Annotated in this window: 16 protein-coding genes; all 16 read right to left on the bottom strand. The window is 35.2% G+C overall.

Annotation, left to right across the window (positions count from 1 at the left end; all coding sequences use genetic code 11):
- Nucleotides 1-96: 96 nt before the first annotated feature.
- Entirely contained in the window at nt 97-966 is an 870-nt protein-coding gene (locus LPC09_RS10095) for a 2-oxoacid:ferredoxin oxidoreductase subunit beta (protein ID WP_098796369.1), read from the bottom strand.
- Nucleotide 967: 1 nt separating this feature from the next.
- Complete coding sequence (locus LPC09_RS10090; RefSeq protein WP_098796368.1) at nt 968-2,704, bottom strand: 2-oxoacid:acceptor oxidoreductase subunit alpha; 1,737 nt, start codon at nt 2,702-2,704, stop codon at nt 968-970.
- A gap of 199 nt (nt 2,705-2,903) precedes the next feature.
- Nucleotides 2,904-3,827, bottom strand: coding sequence for a dipeptidase (locus LPC09_RS10085; RefSeq protein WP_098796367.1), 924 nt, complete (start codon nt 3,825-3,827; stop codon nt 2,904-2,906).
- 141 nt (nt 3,828-3,968) lie between these two features.
- On the bottom strand, nt 3,969-4,229 hold the full coding sequence (spoVS, locus tag LPC09_RS10080) for a stage V sporulation protein SpoVS (protein WP_003181955.1): 261 nt from the start codon (nt 4,227-4,229) through the stop codon (nt 3,969-3,971).
- Between the two features lie 310 nt (nt 4,230-4,539).
- Nucleotides 4,540-5,334: a TIGR00282 family metallophosphoesterase gene (locus LPC09_RS10075; protein ID WP_098796366.1), complete on the bottom strand. Its 795-nt coding sequence runs from the start codon at nt 5,332-5,334 to the stop codon at nt 4,540-4,542.
- A 130-nt stretch (nt 5,335-5,464) separates the two neighbouring features.
- Nucleotides 5,465-7,027, bottom strand: a complete 1,563-nt coding sequence (gene rny, locus LPC09_RS10070) for a ribonuclease Y (RefSeq protein WP_379050119.1) — start codon at nt 7,025-7,027, stop codon at nt 5,465-5,467.
- Between the two features lie 492 nt (nt 7,028-7,519).
- A complete protein-coding gene (gene recA, locus LPC09_RS10065) occupies nt 7,520-8,560 on the bottom strand; it encodes a recombinase RecA (RefSeq protein WP_098796364.1) in 1,041 nt (346 codons plus the stop codon).
- Nucleotides 8,561-8,861: 301 nt separating this feature from the next.
- Nucleotides 8,862-10,112: a competence/damage-inducible protein A gene (locus tag LPC09_RS10060; RefSeq protein ID WP_098796363.1), complete on the bottom strand. Its 1,251-nt coding sequence runs from the start codon at nt 10,110-10,112 to the stop codon at nt 8,862-8,864.
- A gap of 12 nt (nt 10,113-10,124) precedes the next feature.
- Nucleotides 10,125-10,703, bottom strand: a complete 579-nt coding sequence (gene pgsA / locus LPC09_RS10055; RefSeq protein ID WP_098796362.1) for a CDP-diacylglycerol--glycerol-3-phosphate 3-phosphatidyltransferase — start codon at nt 10,701-10,703, stop codon at nt 10,125-10,127.
- 120 nt (nt 10,704-10,823) lie between these two features.
- The gene (locus LPC09_RS10050) at nt 10,824-11,705 is read right to left on the bottom strand and encodes a helix-turn-helix domain-containing protein (protein ID WP_098796377.1); all 882 of its coding nucleotides are present in this window, start codon (nt 11,703-11,705) and stop codon (nt 10,824-10,826) included.
- A gap of 7 nt (nt 11,706-11,712) precedes the next feature.
- Complete coding sequence (locus LPC09_RS10045; RefSeq protein ID WP_098796361.1) at nt 11,713-12,504, bottom strand: DUF3388 domain-containing protein; 792 nt, start codon at nt 12,502-12,504, stop codon at nt 11,713-11,715.
- A 152-nt stretch (nt 12,505-12,656) separates the two neighbouring features.
- Nucleotides 12,657-12,914: a DUF3243 domain-containing protein gene (locus LPC09_RS10040; RefSeq protein WP_098796360.1), complete on the bottom strand. Its 258-nt coding sequence runs from the start codon at nt 12,912-12,914 to the stop codon at nt 12,657-12,659.
- 71 nt (nt 12,915-12,985) lie between these two features.
- Nucleotides 12,986-13,702 (bottom strand): elongation factor P 5-aminopentanone reductase, encoded by a 717-nt coding sequence (gene ymfI, locus LPC09_RS10035; RefSeq protein ID WP_098796359.1) that lies wholly within the window; start codon nt 13,700-13,702, stop codon nt 12,986-12,988.
- Between the two features lie 128 nt (nt 13,703-13,830).
- Complete coding sequence (gene yfmH / locus LPC09_RS10030) at nt 13,831-15,120, bottom strand: EF-P 5-aminopentanol modification-associated protein YfmH (protein WP_098796358.1); 1,290 nt, start codon at nt 15,118-15,120, stop codon at nt 13,831-13,833.
- Entirely contained in the window at nt 15,117-16,394 is a 1,278-nt protein-coding gene (gene yfmF, locus LPC09_RS10025) for an EF-P 5-aminopentanol modification-associated protein YfmF (RefSeq protein ID WP_098796357.1), read from the bottom strand. The genes yfmH and yfmF overlap by 4 nt, the downstream gene beginning before the upstream one ends.
- Nucleotides 16,395-16,543: 149 nt before the next feature.
- Nucleotides 16,544-17,773, bottom strand: a complete 1,230-nt coding sequence (locus LPC09_RS10020) for a bacillibactin exporter BcbE (protein WP_098796356.1) — start codon at nt 17,771-17,773, stop codon at nt 16,544-16,546.
- Nucleotides 17,774-17,776: the final 3 nt, after the last annotated feature.

The following is a 17,776-nucleotide window of genomic DNA, read 5'->3' as shown; positions in this document are numbered from 1 at the left end:
TGTTAAATATGATTCATTTTACCTAATCCTTCCTCAATGAATTTTAATTTAAAAAAAGAGGGGACTGAATTTTAAATTCAGTCCCCTCTAAAATTATTACATAAATTCCGCTATCATTTTATTAAATTCTTCCTCTTCTATTGTTAAATCAGCTTGAGAAAGAGGTGTTTCACTATACCCATTAATCATTTCTTGGTAAGATTTTTGCTCTGTATTTTGATAGATTAAACCTGTAACCAATCCATTATGCTTCATAAGAGTTTGCATCGCCACTTCTTTATTGTGTGGGTCATATCCTTCTACATTTGAAAGTTTAGTTAAATTTTCTTTAAACCAATCGTACGTATTTACTTTATTGTACGTTACACATGGGCTAAATACGTTAATTAATGAAAATCCCTTATGGTTAATTCCTGCTTCAATTAAAGCTGTTAAATCTTTAAGGTCTGTAGAGAAGCTTTGTGCTACAAATGTAGCACCAGCAGTTAAGGCCATTTCCATAACCGATAATGCTGATTCAATTGAGCCTTGCGGAGTACTCTTCGTCACAAATCCAGCATCACTTCGAGGTGAAGTTTGCCCTTTTGTTAATCCGTAAATTTGGTTGTCCATGACAATATAAGTAATGTCAATATTACGACGAATAGCGTGAATAGTATGACCCATTCCGATCGCAAATCCATCACCATCTCCACCAGAGGCAATAACAGTCAGATCTTTATTTGCCATTTTAACACCTTGTGCAATTGGTAAAGAACGACCATGAATCCCGTGGAATCCATATGAATTAATGTAACCTGAAATACGACCTGAACAGCCAATACCAGAAACAACTGCAAGCTCATCTGGTGTAAGTCCAACATTAGCCGCTGCACGTTGAATTGCTGCTTGTACTGAGAAATCACCACAGCCCGGGCACCAGTTTGGTTTTACATTGTTACGAAAATCTTTAAATGTTGCTGCCATGTTACATCAACTCCTTGCTTCTAGTATGAATTTCATGAGGTAGGAATGGATTGCCATCATATTTAAGTAAAGAAGAGATCTTATTCGCATTTCCTACGTTCATTTTAAGAAGACTCGCAAGTTGACCTGTTGCATTATTTTCTACAACAATTACTTTTTTTGCCGTTTCAACTAAAGGTAGGATTTCATCACTCGGGAATGGATGAATAAGACGGATTTGTGCATGATTCACTTTTATCCCATCAGCTTCTAGACGCTCCATAGCTTCTTCAATAGTCCCACGAGTTGATAAATAACCTACGAGTAGAACATCCGGATTTTCATGCTGAACATTTTTATAAACAGGGTTTTTAAATTCCATGTTGTTAAGTTTTCTTAAACGTTTATCCATTTGAGCTACACGATTCAAAGCAGATTCAGATGGCTTACCTGTTTCATCATGTTCAACCCCTGTTACGTGGTGAATTCCGTTTTTCATGCCTGGAATGACACGTGGAGAAACACCATCCTCAGTTACTTCGAAACGTTTAAAGTATGCTTTGTTTTCAACTTCTGGAAGATCATCTGCAACAAGCTTTCCACGACGAATTTCTATTTTGCTGTAATCTAATGGTTCTACTGTTTGCTTGCCAAGAGAAAGCTGTAAGTCTGATAATAAAATAACAGGCACTTGAAATTCTTCAGCAATATTAAAGGCTTCAATTGTATCGTAGAATGCTTCTTCCACTGTACTTGGAGCCATTACAACCTTAGGGATCTCTCCGTGAGTACCATAAATCATTGCCATTAAGTCTGATTGTTCTTGTTTGGTTGGTAATCCTGTACTTGGACCACCACGTTGTGTATCAATAATAACAAGTGGTTGCTCCGTCATACCTGATAGACCGATTGCTTCCATCATTAAAGATAAACCAGGTCCCGCGGAAGCTGTAAATGTACGAGCTCCAGCATAGTTTGCTCCAATTGCCATTGTACAAGCAGCAATTTCATCTTCTGTTTGAATAACAGCACCACCGAACTTAGGTAACTTTTTAATTAAATATTCCATAATTTCTGAAGCAGGTGTAATTGGATATGCAGCCATAAAGCGTGAGCCACCTGCAATCGCGCCTAATGCAATTGCATCATTTCCAATCATAAACATACGTTTTTTACCGTCAGCTTTCTCTAAATAAAGATCCTGACGTTGGAACTCAAGTTGTTCTTTCAAATATTTTGCTCCATTTTCAATAGCCAGCATATTTTTTTCTACAATTTGTTCGCCTTTTCGGCCATATATTTCATTCACAACCTCATGATATTGACTTGGATCAATATCGAGTAATGCACTTGTTGCTCCAATAGCGACCATATTTTTCATTAAAGAAGTACCAAGCTCTGTTGCTATTTCAGTAAATGGAACTGAAAATAAAGTTATATCCTCATTTTCTGGAATGGTAGGATTAAATTTAGCATCTGCAAGCACAATTCCACCCGCACGAAGTTCGTGGAAGTTTACATCAATTGTTTCTTGGTCAAAAGCTACTAAAATATCAAGATCATCCGAAATTGATTGAACTTTTGTTGTACTTACACGAATTTTATTATTGGTGTGGCCACCTTTAATTCGAGAAGAAAAATGACGATAGCCATATAAATAATACCCTAGTCGGTTTAATGCAATAGAGAATACTTCACCTGTACTTTCAATTCCTTCTCCTTGCTGTCCCCCAACTTTCCATGAAAGTTGACTAATCATGTTTCTACACCCCTCATTTAAAGAATATGGTTTATTTTTCTATCTTTTTCATATTTCAATGATGTTCAGTTTTATAGAAATTTCTAAACTCTAGTGAAATTATTGGAATTAATACTAAACGTATTCAATTTTAGACCTTACAAGAAAAAAATACAAGACTTTACTTAAAACTTTACCGAATTAAAGAAGCTGATTTATATTAATATGAAATATGGTTTATAAAATTTTGATAGATAAATTTTTCAACTAGAGATTCTGGATAATTACGTTGAAGTTCATTGATAAAAGGTTCATAACACAAGTAATTTTCAAGTCCTACTATTGTTTGATCTATTCCATCAAAGTCAGATCCAAAACCAATATGATTTTCTCCCCCTAACGAGCATAAATGATCTATATGCTTTAATAAATCCTTGATCGTTGGTTGTTCATAATTTGTCGTAAAAAAGGGAACAAATGTTATACCCATCATTCCGTTTTTCCTAAAAAGTGCAACAATTTGCTCGTCCTTTAAATTTCTTACATGTGTACAAAGATGATGAGTATTAGAGTGTGAAGCGATAGGATACTCAGCTAAGTCTAATCCTTCCCAAAAGCTTCTTTCACTTGTATGAGATAAATCTGTCCACAACCTTTTCTTATTTAAAAATGTAATAACATCCTTACCAAAATTCGTTATTCCAGCATTCCTTGTTTCTTGTGCTCCATCTGCCACAAGATTTGCATAATTCCACGTTAAGCCAACTGAACGAATTCCAAGTTCATACAACAATTCAAGATTTTCAAGACGGTCACCGACTGCATCACAGCCTTCTAAAGTTAAAACAGCCCCGATTTCACCCTGTTTTAAATCATCAATATCCGATTTTGTTTTAATCAATTTAACATCGTTAAACTCGTTTAAAACCTTTTGATAAAAGATGTTTATCTGTTGCTGAGCAGCATCTAATTTATGAACAAATGGAACGCTCTCAGGTACAAAAATAGCAAAACATTGTATCGGTTTTTCCATTTGCTTTAACTTTGAGATAGAAACATGTAATCTCTCATCTTCATAAACATTTATAGTTGGGTCCTCCCATAATTTAAATAACATGTCGCAATGCGCGTCAAATAGTGCCATGAACTATCTTCTCCTTTCATACGTTGGACTATTTCATTATATTAATAGAATAAAGCTTAAAATATAAACAAAAAAACAGGGCTTGACTCCTATTGAGTCAAACCCCTATCCTTTCTGCAACTCTTCCATCATTAATGTAGCTTATCTTGGCTCCACAATGAGTTTAATAGCTGTACGTTCTTCTCCGTCTATTTGAATATCCGTAAAAGCAGGTATACATATTAAATCAACACCACTTGGTGCAACAAAGCCTCTAGCGATTGCTACAGCTTTCACTGCTTGATTAAGAGCACCAGCACCAATTGCTTGAATTTCAGCTGCACCTCTTTCTCTTAATACTCCAGCTAATGCACCAGCGACTGAATTAGGATTTGACTTTGCTGAAACCTTTAATATTTCCATTTCTAGTTCCCCCTTCATTTTCAATGAATCCTTGAGTGTTCATTAGAACAATCATTGGCATATCTTGTTTAAAAGGAACTCCCCTAAATTCCCTTTTAAACAGTGTTAGTTATATATCCATTGATACTATATTCACTAGAGTTGGAAAATATTCCTGCTTGTTCGCACATTATTTCGAAAAATTCTAAATGTTATGGTACATTATGTTATTTTGAAGACTCGTCCAATCAATGCTGGATTCTTTAAAGACAATAGGTCTTCAAGTTACCCACTGTCTCCCGCTCTTTTTTTCAATCATTTATATTCTTAACTATTCAAAAAACATATGATCATCATTAATAAGGATTCTTTCAATTTTTGAAGCCTTGCCCGTTTTATCGTTAATATCAACTATAATGCCACTTAATTGGGTTCTACCATTAGCCACATCATGACGAACAGGTAGACCTGTAAGAAATCGTTTTAAAATCATTTCTCTATCTACCCCTAATATGCCATCATAAGGCCCCGTCATACCAACATCTGTAATATATGCTGTTCCTTTGTCTAAAATTCTATCATCAGCTGTTTGAACATGCGTATGCGTCCCAACAACAACCGATGCACGACCGTCTAAATACCAGCCCATTGCCTGTTTCTCACTAGTTGCTTCTGCATGAAAATCGACAAAAATAAGAGATGTACGCTTTTTGGCTTGCTCAATCAGCTCATCAGCCTTTTTAAATGGACAGTCCGAAGGTGGCAAAAATGCACGCCCTTGCAAATTGATTACAGCTATCTCTCTTCCTGCAATAGTTACAAATATCATGCCTTTTCCTGGATTATTTTCTGGAAAGTTCGCAGGGCGAATCATATTAGGTGCTTTATCGATAAATTCAAAAATTTCTCGATTATCCCAAGTGTGATTTCCCATTGTAATGACATGGGCACCAGCTTGAATAAACTGCTGATACATCTTTTCTGTAATCCCTCTCCCATGTGCGGCATTTTCTCCATTAATAATAATAGCATGTGGCTGATATTTTGTTTTCAGTTTAGGTAGGTACTCTTTAATCATTTCTCTACCAGGTGAACCAAACACATCACCTATAAATAAAATTTTCATATGTATTTCCTTTCTATCATTTAACATGTTTGAACTATTTTTGTTGAACTCAACACATAGTAACCGTTGTTCTTAGATTTAGTGTTACACAAAATTGAGCAAAAATAAAGTGGCGCATTTCTGCACCACTTTATTTTGCGTATTCAACAGCTCTTGTTTCACGAATCACAGTAACTTTAATATGACCCGGATAATCGAGCTCTTCTTCAATTCGTTTTCGAATATCTCTTGCTAAGCGATGTGCTTGTAAGTCATCAATACTATCAGGTTTAACCATAATACGTACCTCACGGCCAGCCTGGATGGCAAATGATTTCTCAACACCTTCGTAAGATTCAGATATTTCTTCAAGCTTTTCTAGTCGACGAATATAATTTTCTAGTGTTTCACTACGTGCTCCTGGTCTTGCTGCAGATAATGCATCAGCAGCTGCCACAATAACCGCAATAATCGATGTAGGTTCTGTATCACCATGGTGTGATGCAATGCTGTTAATTACAACAGGATGCTCTTTATACTTTGTCGCAAGTTCTACACCAATTTCCACATGACTACCTTCAACTTCATGGTCAATAGCTTTTCCAATATCATGAAGTAAGCCTGCTCGTTTTGCCAATAATTCATCTTCTCCAAGCTCAGCAGCCATTAATCCTGATAAGAACGCAACTTCCATAGAGTGCTTCAAAACATTTTGACCGTAACTAGTTCTAAATTTCAATCGACCAAGAATCTTAATCAAGTCAGGATGAAGCCCATGAACTCCAACTTCGAACGTTGTTTGTTCTCCAATTTCACGAATATATTCATCCACTTCACGACGAGATTTCTCAACCATCTCTTCAATACGCGCTGGGTGAATACGACCATCTTGAACAAGCTTGTCTAATGCAATTCTTGCTGTTTCACGTCGAATTGGATCAAAGCCTGACAGGATCACTGCCTCAGGTGTATCATCAATGATAAGGTCTATCCCCGTTAATGTTTCTAACGTACGAATATTACGCCCCTCACGTCCAATAATACGACCTTTCATTTCATCATTTGGAAGATTAACAACAGAAACAGTAGTTTCAGCTACATGATCTGCTGCACATCGTTGAATAGCAAGTGACAGGATTTCTTTCGCTTTCTTGTCAGCTTCTTCTTTAGCACGATTTTCGCTTTCTTTGATCATTACAGCGATATCATGTGTGAGTTCATTTTCTACCTTTTCAAGAATAATTCCTCTTGCTTCATCTCTTGTAAGGCTAGATATGCGCTCAAGCTCTGTTTGCTGTTTACGCACAACCTCGTCCACTTTGCTTTCCATCTCTTCAATATGCTGTTGTCTTTCATTAAGAGAACCTTCTTTTCTCTCTAGCATCGCTTCACGTTTATCTAAAGACTCATCCTTACGATCCAGATTCTCTTCTTTTTGTAATAAGCGATTTTCTTGTTTTTGAAGCTCGTTTCTTCTCTCACGAACTTCCTGTTCTGCATCTGTGCGGAGCTTATGAATTTCATCTTTTGCTTCAAGAAGCGCTTCCTTTTTAGTAGCCTCAGCATCACGCTTTGCTTCTTCAAGAATTTGCTCCGCTGCGTTATTAGCACCAGCAATTTTTGCTTCGGCAATAGATTTACGAACAAAATAGCCAACAACTGCACCGACGATTAGGCCAAGCAAAATGGAGATGATTATTGATACTACGTCCATTATTACACCTCCTCTTGCTATGAACTTGTTTTTTCTAGATTAAAGTGTCGGCATGTACATTGTTCAATTATAAGTTGTCAACATACAGCACAAAGCTTTGTTTTCATGTTGAACCTTGCGTCTTTAAACTATTTGACATAAGACTTTTTCAAGTACCAACATTTTCGGCTTTCAAAATGCTTCAATCATCATTCTACAAAATTGTAAAATATACATCTCAATTGTAAATCTGTGAATTTTTCTTGTCAAGCCTGTCATTATAATGTTTCTAAGCATTTTGTTCAATCTTATTTCCATGACCTTTGTGATAACTAGCGAAAAAGGATGATTTTTGTAGAATTATGTCACAATATTTTATGCAATATTATTTATCGTTATTTATCGTTTTTCTTACTAATAAAATTCTTTAATTCATATGTATTTAAACAAATATCACATTATTTTTTCTAATAAAAATAAAAAAGGGGCAAAACGCCCCTTAAAATTAAATGATTATTCCCCTAATAAGTTAAGCTCTTCTTGACTTTCATCTGGTACAGTAACTTCTTCGTCTAGACCATAATGTTTTCGAATTTGACCCTGTATTTCTAAACGTATTTCAGGGTTTTCCTTTAGGAATTGTTTGGCATTTTCTCGACCTTGACCTAAACGTTCTTCATTATATGAATACCAAGAACCGCTCTTTTGAACAATATCCAAATCCGAACCCATATCGATGATTTCGCCTTCTTTTGAAATTCCCTCACCGTACATAATATCAACTTCTGCTACTTTGAAAGGAGGTGCCACCTTATTTTTAACTACTTTAATTTTTGTTTTATTTCCGACCATATCATTACCTTGTTTAAGTGTTTCAGCACGGCGAACTTCTAAACGAACAGAAGAATAGAATTTTAAAGCACGACCACCAGGAGTTGTCTCAGGGTTTCCGAACATCACGCCTACTTTTTCACGAATTTGGTTAATGAAAATAGCAATTGTTTTAGATTTATTTATAGCACCTGATAATTTACGTAATGCTTGAGACATCAGTCTTGCTTGAAGACCAACATGTGAATCACCCATCTCACCTTCAATTTCAGCTTTAGGTACTAACGCTGCAACTGAGTCAATAATTAAAATATCAACTGCACCACTTCGTACAAGAGCTTCAGCAATTTCTAGTGCTTGTTCACCTGTATCAGGTTGTGAAAGTAGTAATTCATCGATGTTTACACCAAGTTTTTGTGCATATACAGGGTCAAGTGCGTGTTCAGCATCAATAAATGCTGCTTGACCACCTTGCTGTTGAACCTCAGCGATGGCATGTAGTGCTACAGTTGTTTTACCAGAGCTTTCAGGACCATAGATTTCTATGATTCTACCACGAGGATACCCACCTATACCTAACGCAGTATCAAGTGCTAATGAACCACTTGAAACAGTTGATACCTTTCGATCAGTTTGCTCTCCTAATTTCATAATAGATCCTTTACCGAATTGCTTCTCTATTTGTTTTAACGCCATATCTAAGGCAGCTTGACGATCACTCACAAAATTTCCTCCTTAAAGTTCATCTATAATAAATATACCCCTTTTTATCTTGTTTGCCAAGTGAAAAGCGAACATTTATTCGATTATTTTATTTTAATGTTTTTAAAGTCACTATATATCTACTTTTTTATATAAAGAAAAAGTAAATTTCAGATAGTAAGGGAGTTCTATTTTTAATTTTTACTTATTTTCGAATCGTTTGTTGATTTTTACAGCAAAAACAGACTAATTTTCTTCATAGAAAAAAAGACTGCTAAGCAAAAGTCTAATAATAGATTTGGGCTTAACAGACTTCATTATATCATTCAATTTCGTTTAATAGTTTGACTAAATAATGACATCCATACTTTACCGAGCGAACACGAATTCCCTTTCTAGATCCAGCTAGATTCAGTTTAAAAACATTGGAATTCTGATCGCCCATAGAAATAGCAATAAAAACTGTCCCTACAGGTTGTCCCTCATGTGGTTGTGGTCCTGCAGCACCTGTAAAGCTAATGCCTATATCACTTTTAGAGAGCTTTCGGATTTGCTCAGCCATTTCCCTTGCACATTCCTCGCTAACTGCGCCAAATTGTTCAAGGGTACGTTTTTGCACCTTCAAAATTTGCTCTTTCACTTCATTTGTATAAGAAACAATACTACCTTTAAAAATTTGGGAAGCACCATCTAAAGATGTTATGTACTCTGAAAACATTCCACCTGTTAAACTTTCAGCTGCAGAAATTGTTTTCCCTTTTTCCATCAATAGTTTATTTAATTCATGAACAAGGGTTGTCTGTTCATAACCATAGAAAAACTCACCTACACGGTCATTAATTCTTTTCTCTGTCTCATCAAGGAGTTTTTGTGCAATATGTTCATCTTTATGCTTAGCTGTAAGTCTTAATGTTACTTCTCCATCCGCTGCCAGAGGAGCAATTGTCGGATTTGTTTGTCCATCAATTATATCCTGTATATCTGTTTCAAGCTGGGATTCACCAATTCCAAAATATCTTAAAACACGTGAAATAATTTTATCTTGAAAACCTAGTTTTGTTTGGAAATATTCTCTTCCATAATTCTCAAACATTGGCTTCATTTCACTAGGCGGGCCTGGCAAAAGCATATAAATCATTCCGTCAATATCAACAGCCATTCCAGGAGCCATACCATAGTCATTTTTTAAAATGTAGGAGCCATCAATAACCAATGCTTGTTTTTTATTATTTTCAGACATGCTACGTTTTGTTTGAGTAAAATAACGTTCGATACTTTCTAAAGCTTCCACATCAAACGTAAGCTCTCTTCCCAACACTTTTGAAATTGTTTCTTTTGTTAAATCATCCTTAGTCGGACCGAGGCCTCCAGTAAAAATGATAACATTAGAACGTTCTTTTGCGTTGTTAATCGCTGATTCTAGACGTGAAGGGTTATCTCCAACTACGGTATGATAATAAACACTCAAGCCAAGTTCAGCTAACTCTTGTGATAAAAATTGGGCATTACTGTTCACTATTTGACCTAAAAGCAACTCCGAACCAACGGCGATAATCTCTGTTCTTATGTTCATGAACAATCCCCCTTATTTAGAATTTACAAAGGCTTGTTTATTTTTAATAAAGTAGTCCCATCCAGAATAAACAGTAAAGAAAGTTGCAACCCATAAAGAAATAGTTGCAAATGGAATGTTCATAAATTCAAATGGTAAATTGTTAAGTAATAAAGCTGAAATGGCAATAATTTGCGTCCATGTCTTAATTTTCCCTAACATGTTGGCTGCCACAACCTCTCCTTCTCCGGCTAACACAAGGCGAAGACCGGTTACTGCAAATTCTCGACTTATGATAAGAATAACCATCCACGAAGGTGCAGCCCCCAGCTCCACTAAAATAATTAGAGCAGCTGACACGAGTAGCTTGTCTGCTAATGGATCCAGAAATTTCCCTAGATTCGTAACTTGATTCAATTTCCTTGCATAATAACCATCAATCCAATCAGTTGTTGATGCAACAATAAATAGAATAGCTCCTACAAAATGAGTTGTTAAGATTGATTCCGAACCAAACGTTAGTTCTCCCCAGTTAAATGGGACTAACATAATAACCATAAAAACTGGTATTAAAAGAATCCTTGAAATGGTAATTTTATTCGGTAAATTCATGTATATTCCTCCATTTTATTGAACTCAAGCATTTACATGCAAAATGGGACGACCCCATTAGGGAGTATGAACCTCTACTAATAATGTAGTGGTTCATACTCTTCTTCCTGAGTCAGTCCCCTATTCTTTCTTATAAATGATGGTAATGTCCTGTGGCGTGGTTTTTGTATCTTGAAATTGCAGGAGCTCACCATTAATTTTCAAGTCTGTCCCTGGTACATTTCCAACTCTAATTGTTATTTCTGATTCTGCAGTTAGATCATTTACTTTTGTTTCACCTTTAGGGATTTCTTCTCCATAGAATGTTTTACCTTTTCCGTTTCTAACTCTAACCCATGTCCGATCCTTTGCAACAACTTCCAGCTGAAACTCTTCAGCACCTGATAGCTCATAAGTCGTTGTTGTTCCTTCCACTACAGACAGGCTTTGAGCAGGTGTTTCAGGTTCTTCTGGTTCTGCTGCTTCCTCTTTTGGCGCCTCTTCCTGGGCAGCTTCTTCTTCGTTAGCCTGTTCATCTGTTGTTGTCGTATTTTCTACTATTTCAAATTCAACATCATTTGCTTCAGCCATTTTGTTTTCATTATTAGCATTGTCTTCAGCTGCATCTTGTCTCCATAACCATAATAAAATAGCCACTACTACAACTACAGCTATCGTTAGAAGTTTAGGTAAAAAGTCTATAAATTTAGACGCAGATTTTGGCAATTGTTTATGTGTTCTTACTCTTGATAACTGCTCAGGAACATCTTCCTTGTGTGTGCTTGGTACATCGTTCTTGTATTCTTCAAACAGCATTTCCGGATCTAAATCAACTGCTTCAGCATATTGCTTTATAAATGCTCTTGCATAAAATTTACCAGGCATCATAGCATAATTGCCTTCCTCAATGCCTATCAAGTAACGCTTTTGAATTTTTGTTATTTCCTGGAGATCGTCCAAGCTCATATTCTTTTCTTCTCTTGCTTGTTTCAGTCGATTTCCTAGTTCACTCAACCGTAACACCCCATAATTAAAAGTCAAATCCTGAAAGACTTGAAGAGTCGAACATTGTTGGTCCCTCTTCAACATCTTTATATGTAATTTCCTCGTCAGGCTCGTTGCGAATTTCTATTATGTAATCAAAATCATCAATTGTATACTCTGTATTCTGTACAAATATATCAGGATGCTCAACAACCTTAGTAGCAGAAAGCCTCATAATTTCTCTTACAAGCTGTAAGTGTTTTTCAGATCCTCTTCTCGTTGAAACAATTCCATCGATAATAAACACATTATCTTCACTATATTCATCGGCAATCAACTGGCTACGAATGGTTTGTTTAAGTAACGTAGAAGAAACAAACAACCATTTTTTATTAGCACAAACACTAGAGGCCACAATTGATTCTGTTTTTCCAACCCGAGGCATTCCGCGAATTCCAATTAACTTATGACCTTCTTGTTTATATAATTCTGCCATAAAATCAACCAATAGTCCAAGTTCGTCACGCACAAACCGGAAAGTTTTTTTGTCGTCTGCATCTCTTTGAATATAACGACCATGTCGAACCGCTAATCGATCACGAAGTTTTGGAACTCTAAGCTTTGTAACAGTTATGTTATCCATTGTATTTAAAATTGATTCAAGTCTGCGGACCTGATCATTACTTTCACATTTTAGTAAAAGACCCCGACGGGAATCGTCAACACCATTAATTGTAATAATATTAATTGCCAACATTCCTAACAAGGAAGACACATCACCTAATAAACCGGGACGGTTCTTTTGAATTTCATATTCCAAATACCACTCATATGGCAAATTAAACCCTCCTCTTTAACAACCACTATTATTTATAATAAATGATTTTCCTCAAAGAAGAAAGAGAGAAAGAAACGTATAAGATAAAATGATTTCTCGACTAAAGTACAAACCCTCGTTTTATCAAAGAAAAAGAGAGGATCTCTCCTCTCTTAGTGCGAACCATTGTTTTGAACAAGTTTCACCATCATGTTTGCAATCGCATGTTGTTCTTGTTCAGAAGCTACACTCCATAAATCTGCTAGTACTTTTTCTTGTGGGTTTTTAGCTTCTACTTGCTTCGCTAAATAATCACCAATTTCAAACGCTAAGTTAGAAATAACTTGATCGTTCATTCCTTCGTTTTGGGCATGATCTAAACGATCACCAAGGAAATTTTTCCACTCATTCCAATTTTCTAATACAGACATAGGAGTTCCTCCTTTTTAATTGATACAAAATTATTGTTCCAAGGGGAGGAGTATTTTATACAAATTTCTTTTTAAATCCATCCACCATTTACGGAAATAACTTGACCTGTAATATAAGAGGATTTTTCTGACGCTAAAAAAATAACAGCCTCTGCAATTTCATCAGGTGTGCCTAATCTTCCTAATGGAATTTCTTCTTGAAGTTCAATTATTTCCTCATCCGTAAATTGAGCAAGCATTTTAGTAGATATCGCTCCTGGTGCAATGGCATTAACTCTAATATGACTTGGTGCAAGCTCTTTTGCGAGAGCCTTCACATAAGCATTTTGTCCACCTTTCACCATTGAATACAAAACCTCACAAGAAGCACCTGTAATCCCCCAAATAGAGGATATAAACAGGATATTACCTTTACGGTTTGTAATCATCGAAGGTATTAGCTTTTGTATTATGCGAAATGGACTCGTTATATGTAGTTCTACCATTTGATCAATCTCTACATCATTTAGATCTGTTACCAACCCATAATGACTCATACCACTAGTAAACACAACCAATTCAACAGGCATCTTTATATGTCCAAGTAACTCTTGTACACCCGTTTTGCTTGTCAGATCAGCTTTAATCGGAAGAATTAAGTTGTCATTATACAAGCCTTTTAACTCCTTTAATACCTTTTCATTCTGATGATAATGGACATATAAATGATACCCCTCACTAATTAATTTTTTGGAGATAGCAATGCCAATGTCACCACTCGCTCCAGTTATAAGTGCGTATTTATCCATAACTTACTCCTTTAATAATCATTCTATATGTTATGTAACTACCGTTAGCTTCCTTTTAAAGTGAATTAAATTGCCGCTTCCCTATTATACAGAAAAAAGATCTGACTGAGTCAGATCTCTCCAATAAATTATTTTGGTACCACTTGACATACTGAAAATAACTCTTCATCTACTGCTTCTTGTAATACGTTAGTTATATCTTCTTGAGTTAATGATTCTAACATTGGGACTACATCAAATAGGTTCATCTCATTAAATGCATAGCGTGTAAATTGATTGGCAATGTATTCTGGTGAATTAACGGCTCTCAAAAATGCCCCAATTTTTTTCTTTTTAGTCGCCTGGAATGTTGTGAAGTCCACACCATCTTTTTTGGCACTAAATAATACTTGTTTAATTTTGTCTGCAAGGAGATCTGGATTTTCCGTATCTCCACCGATCATAGCAAATCCAAATCCTTTTTCTTCTGTATAATCATAGCTGAATGTGTCATCAATTAAACCTTCTTTATATAATTCCTCGTAGTGCTTTGAACTTTTACTGAAGAGCATATCGAGAATAATATTCATAGAAAGCTCAAATTTCAACAACTCTTTCCCCACTCGATTAGGGTTTTTAGCTTTCAATCCGACTAAACATTTTGAGCTTTGAACATTCATTTTTAATTTCTCAATTTTTTTAAATACCCCAAGTGGTTCATCTGGAAATTCCCTTTTTATTTCTGGTTGAGCTGTGAAATCTTTTTTACCTTGGTTAGTTCTTACCTGATTTAATATTTCCTCAGGTTCAACTGCACCTACAACAAATAAGAGCATATTACTTGGATGGTAGAACGTGTTATAGCATTCATACAAGGAATCCTTCGTAATTTTAGCAATAGAATCAACGGTTCCGGCAATATCAATTCTAACAGGATGATTTTGATACAAATTTTGAATTAATCCAAAATATAAACGCCAATCAGGATTATCATCATACATATTTATTTCTTGCCCGATAATTCCCTTTTCTTTCTCCACTGTTTTTTCTGAAAAATAGGGATCTTGCACAAAATCAATTAATGTTTCTAGGTTTTTTTCAACTGAGCTTGTGCTTGAAAATAAATAAGCTGTTCGAGTGAAGGATGTAAAAGCATTTGCAGAAGCACCTTGCTTACTAAACTGCTGAAATACATCTCCATCTTCCTTTTCAAATAATTTATGTTCAAGAAAATGAGCAATCCCATCGGGTACAGAAATCATCTCATTTTCATTTAAAGGGACAAATTGATTATCAATTGATCCATATTTCGTCGTAAAAGTGGCATAAGTTTTGTTAAAACCTTTTTTAGGTAACACATAGACATCAAGCCCATTTGACATTTTCTCGTAATATAATGATTCTTGTAATTGATCGAAGCGAATAGGATTTGTTGTCATGCCGTTCCCCCCATTCCTTTTAAGAAATAAATTGTATCTAGCTCAACCTTTTGAGCAACTTTAGTTACTTCTTCTTTTGATACCTTTTCAATTCCATTTAAATAGTCCTCAAATGACCGATTTATATTTGCGATAACGTTATGGTAAACAATTTCAACTAAGCCATAAGCAGTATCTACAGTTTCTAGTAATTGATTTCGAATTACAGCCTTGGTTTGCTCAAACTCTTGTTCAGTGAAATCTCCGTTTTTCATTGCTGCCATCTGTTCTTTAATAATGGAAACTGCCTGATCATAATTTTGAACCTCAATTCCCGACATAACCATTAGTAATCCTTTATGACTTTCTACCCTTGATGCTGCATAATAAGCTAAACTCGCTTTTTCACGTACATTGATAAATAGTTTCGAATGAGAAAAGCCACCAAAAATTCCGTTAAAGACCTGCAGAGCATAGTAATCCTCATCTTTATACGTACTATTTGTTCGATAGCCGATGTTTAACTTACCTTGCTTTACATCCTGTTCTTCGATTACTTCTTTTTCTTTTATTTCTTTTTTATATGGGGTTTGGACTACAGGCTCACGGCTGTTGTCAAAAGTAAAATATTTACTCACATACCCTTTTACTTCATCTTGTTCAAGATCCCCTACAACATATAGATCAATATGATCTGTCTGAATGCATTTTTGATAATATTCATACAAAGATTTTGCATCAATTTTATCTACATCTTTGGTTTCACCATTCACATGTAAAGCATAAGGCTCATTTTTACACATTTCTTGTACAAGTCTTAAATTTGAATACCTCATTTTGTCATCATTCACAGATTGAATGCGTTGCTTTAAGGTACGTTTTTCTTGAGAAACTATTTCATCCTGAAATGCTTCATTTTCTGTAACTGGTTGCAATAAAATTTCGGATAAAAATTTAATACCTTGTTCTAATAATGGAGTAGCATCTGTTAAAAATTTTTCATTTGCAATTTCCATTCGAAAAGATATAATGTGATTTTCACCCTTTTTTGATAAATCTACATGAAGTGTTGCGCCATACAATTCATCCAAATGTTGTCTCAAAACAGTGCTAGTCGGGAAATTTTTTGTCCCTCTTTGAAGTACATATGGTAATAGCGCTCTATATGTAACATCCTGTTCATTTAAAGGGGCTAATAACTTAAGAACTATGGTATTGGTTTTGAATTTTGCTGTTGAGACGGTATGCAAAGATAGACCGTTTACATCTGTTTGCTGTTCATGAAAATAAGACATGAAGACCCTCCTTTTTTCTATTTTCAATTTGTTTGTAATTATATCAATACAAGGATAATAAAGGAAATAATACACTTTTATTTACTATCTTATCCTGACTCTTAACATAAAATTCTATACAAAAAAGAAACCGAAAAAATTCGGTCTCTTTACGCTAACTTTGGCATTTGCTTTGGATCTTTCTCAAGATCCTTAACTTGGATGAAAAGCAACACAACCATAACTGCTATCACACTTGAACCTGCAGAAATGTAATAGACAAGATGTTCACTAGTAGACATTAAGTATGAATAAACTGGAGGACCTGCTGCAACACCAATAAATCTCATTGCACTATATATTGATGTAATTGTACCTCTCTCTTCTTTTTCTATTCCTTCTGTGATTAAAGCATCTAAACTTGGTAAGGTAATCCCAATACCTATTCCAGTTAAAACTAAGAAAGAAATTAAAAATATCAATGTATGTTGTACTCTTAATGCAATAAACGAAATTGTAACTAATCCCATGCCAGCGATAATAACCGTTTTCATTAAATTTTTATTTTGACCAATTTTCTTCCCGGATATGAAAGAACTAACCGATAAAGGCAGTAATGGAATAGCTAAAACTAAACCTTTTTTTACTCCATTAATGTTATATTGTTTTTCTAACATGTCCGACAAGAAAAATAAAATTCCAAATAGAACGAACATGATAATACACCCAACTGTAAAAATGGCAAAAAGCCATTTCCCATTTTCTTTAAAAATACCTTTTACACAGTGGGCAAATTCCTTAACTGTTTGTACTTCTTTATCCTTTGTTTTTGGTACTTTTACAAGGAAAGCTACTAACAAAACACTAATTAAACTAAAAAAAGGAATAAACCAAAACGGGAGGAACCATAAAAAAGCTGCAAGAGCTGCACCAATTATTGGACTCAACACCTTACCTGCAGTGTTTGCTGTTTCGGTTAACCCAAGACCAGCACTTATTTCTTCATCACTTTTAAACATATCTCCTACTAATGGCATAACGACCGGTGCTGCTCCTGCAGAACCTATTCCTTGAAGCACACGTCCTATTAAGATCCATATGTAAGGATCTTCAATTTTCCAAGAAGCCCATCCAGAAACCGCTCCACCTACCCCAGCAATAATTAAACATGGAACCATCACAATTTTTCGCCCAAACCGATCTGATAAGTAACCCGCTATTGGAATTAAAATAATCGCAACAATCGAGTATACAGTAATAATTAAAGATACCTGAAAGGCACTAATATTTAATTTTTTTGAGATGAGAGGTAAAACAGGAATCAGCATTGAATTTCCTAATGTCATAACAAGAGGAACAGATGATAATGCAAGTAAATCAAGCTTCTTTGGTGCTCCCATATT

Source organism: Metabacillus sp. B2-18, from assembly GCF_021117275.1.
Taxonomy (GTDB): Bacteria; Bacillota; Bacilli; order Bacillales; family Bacillaceae; genus Metabacillus.
This window is presented reverse-complemented; position numbering and strand designations above follow the sequence as displayed.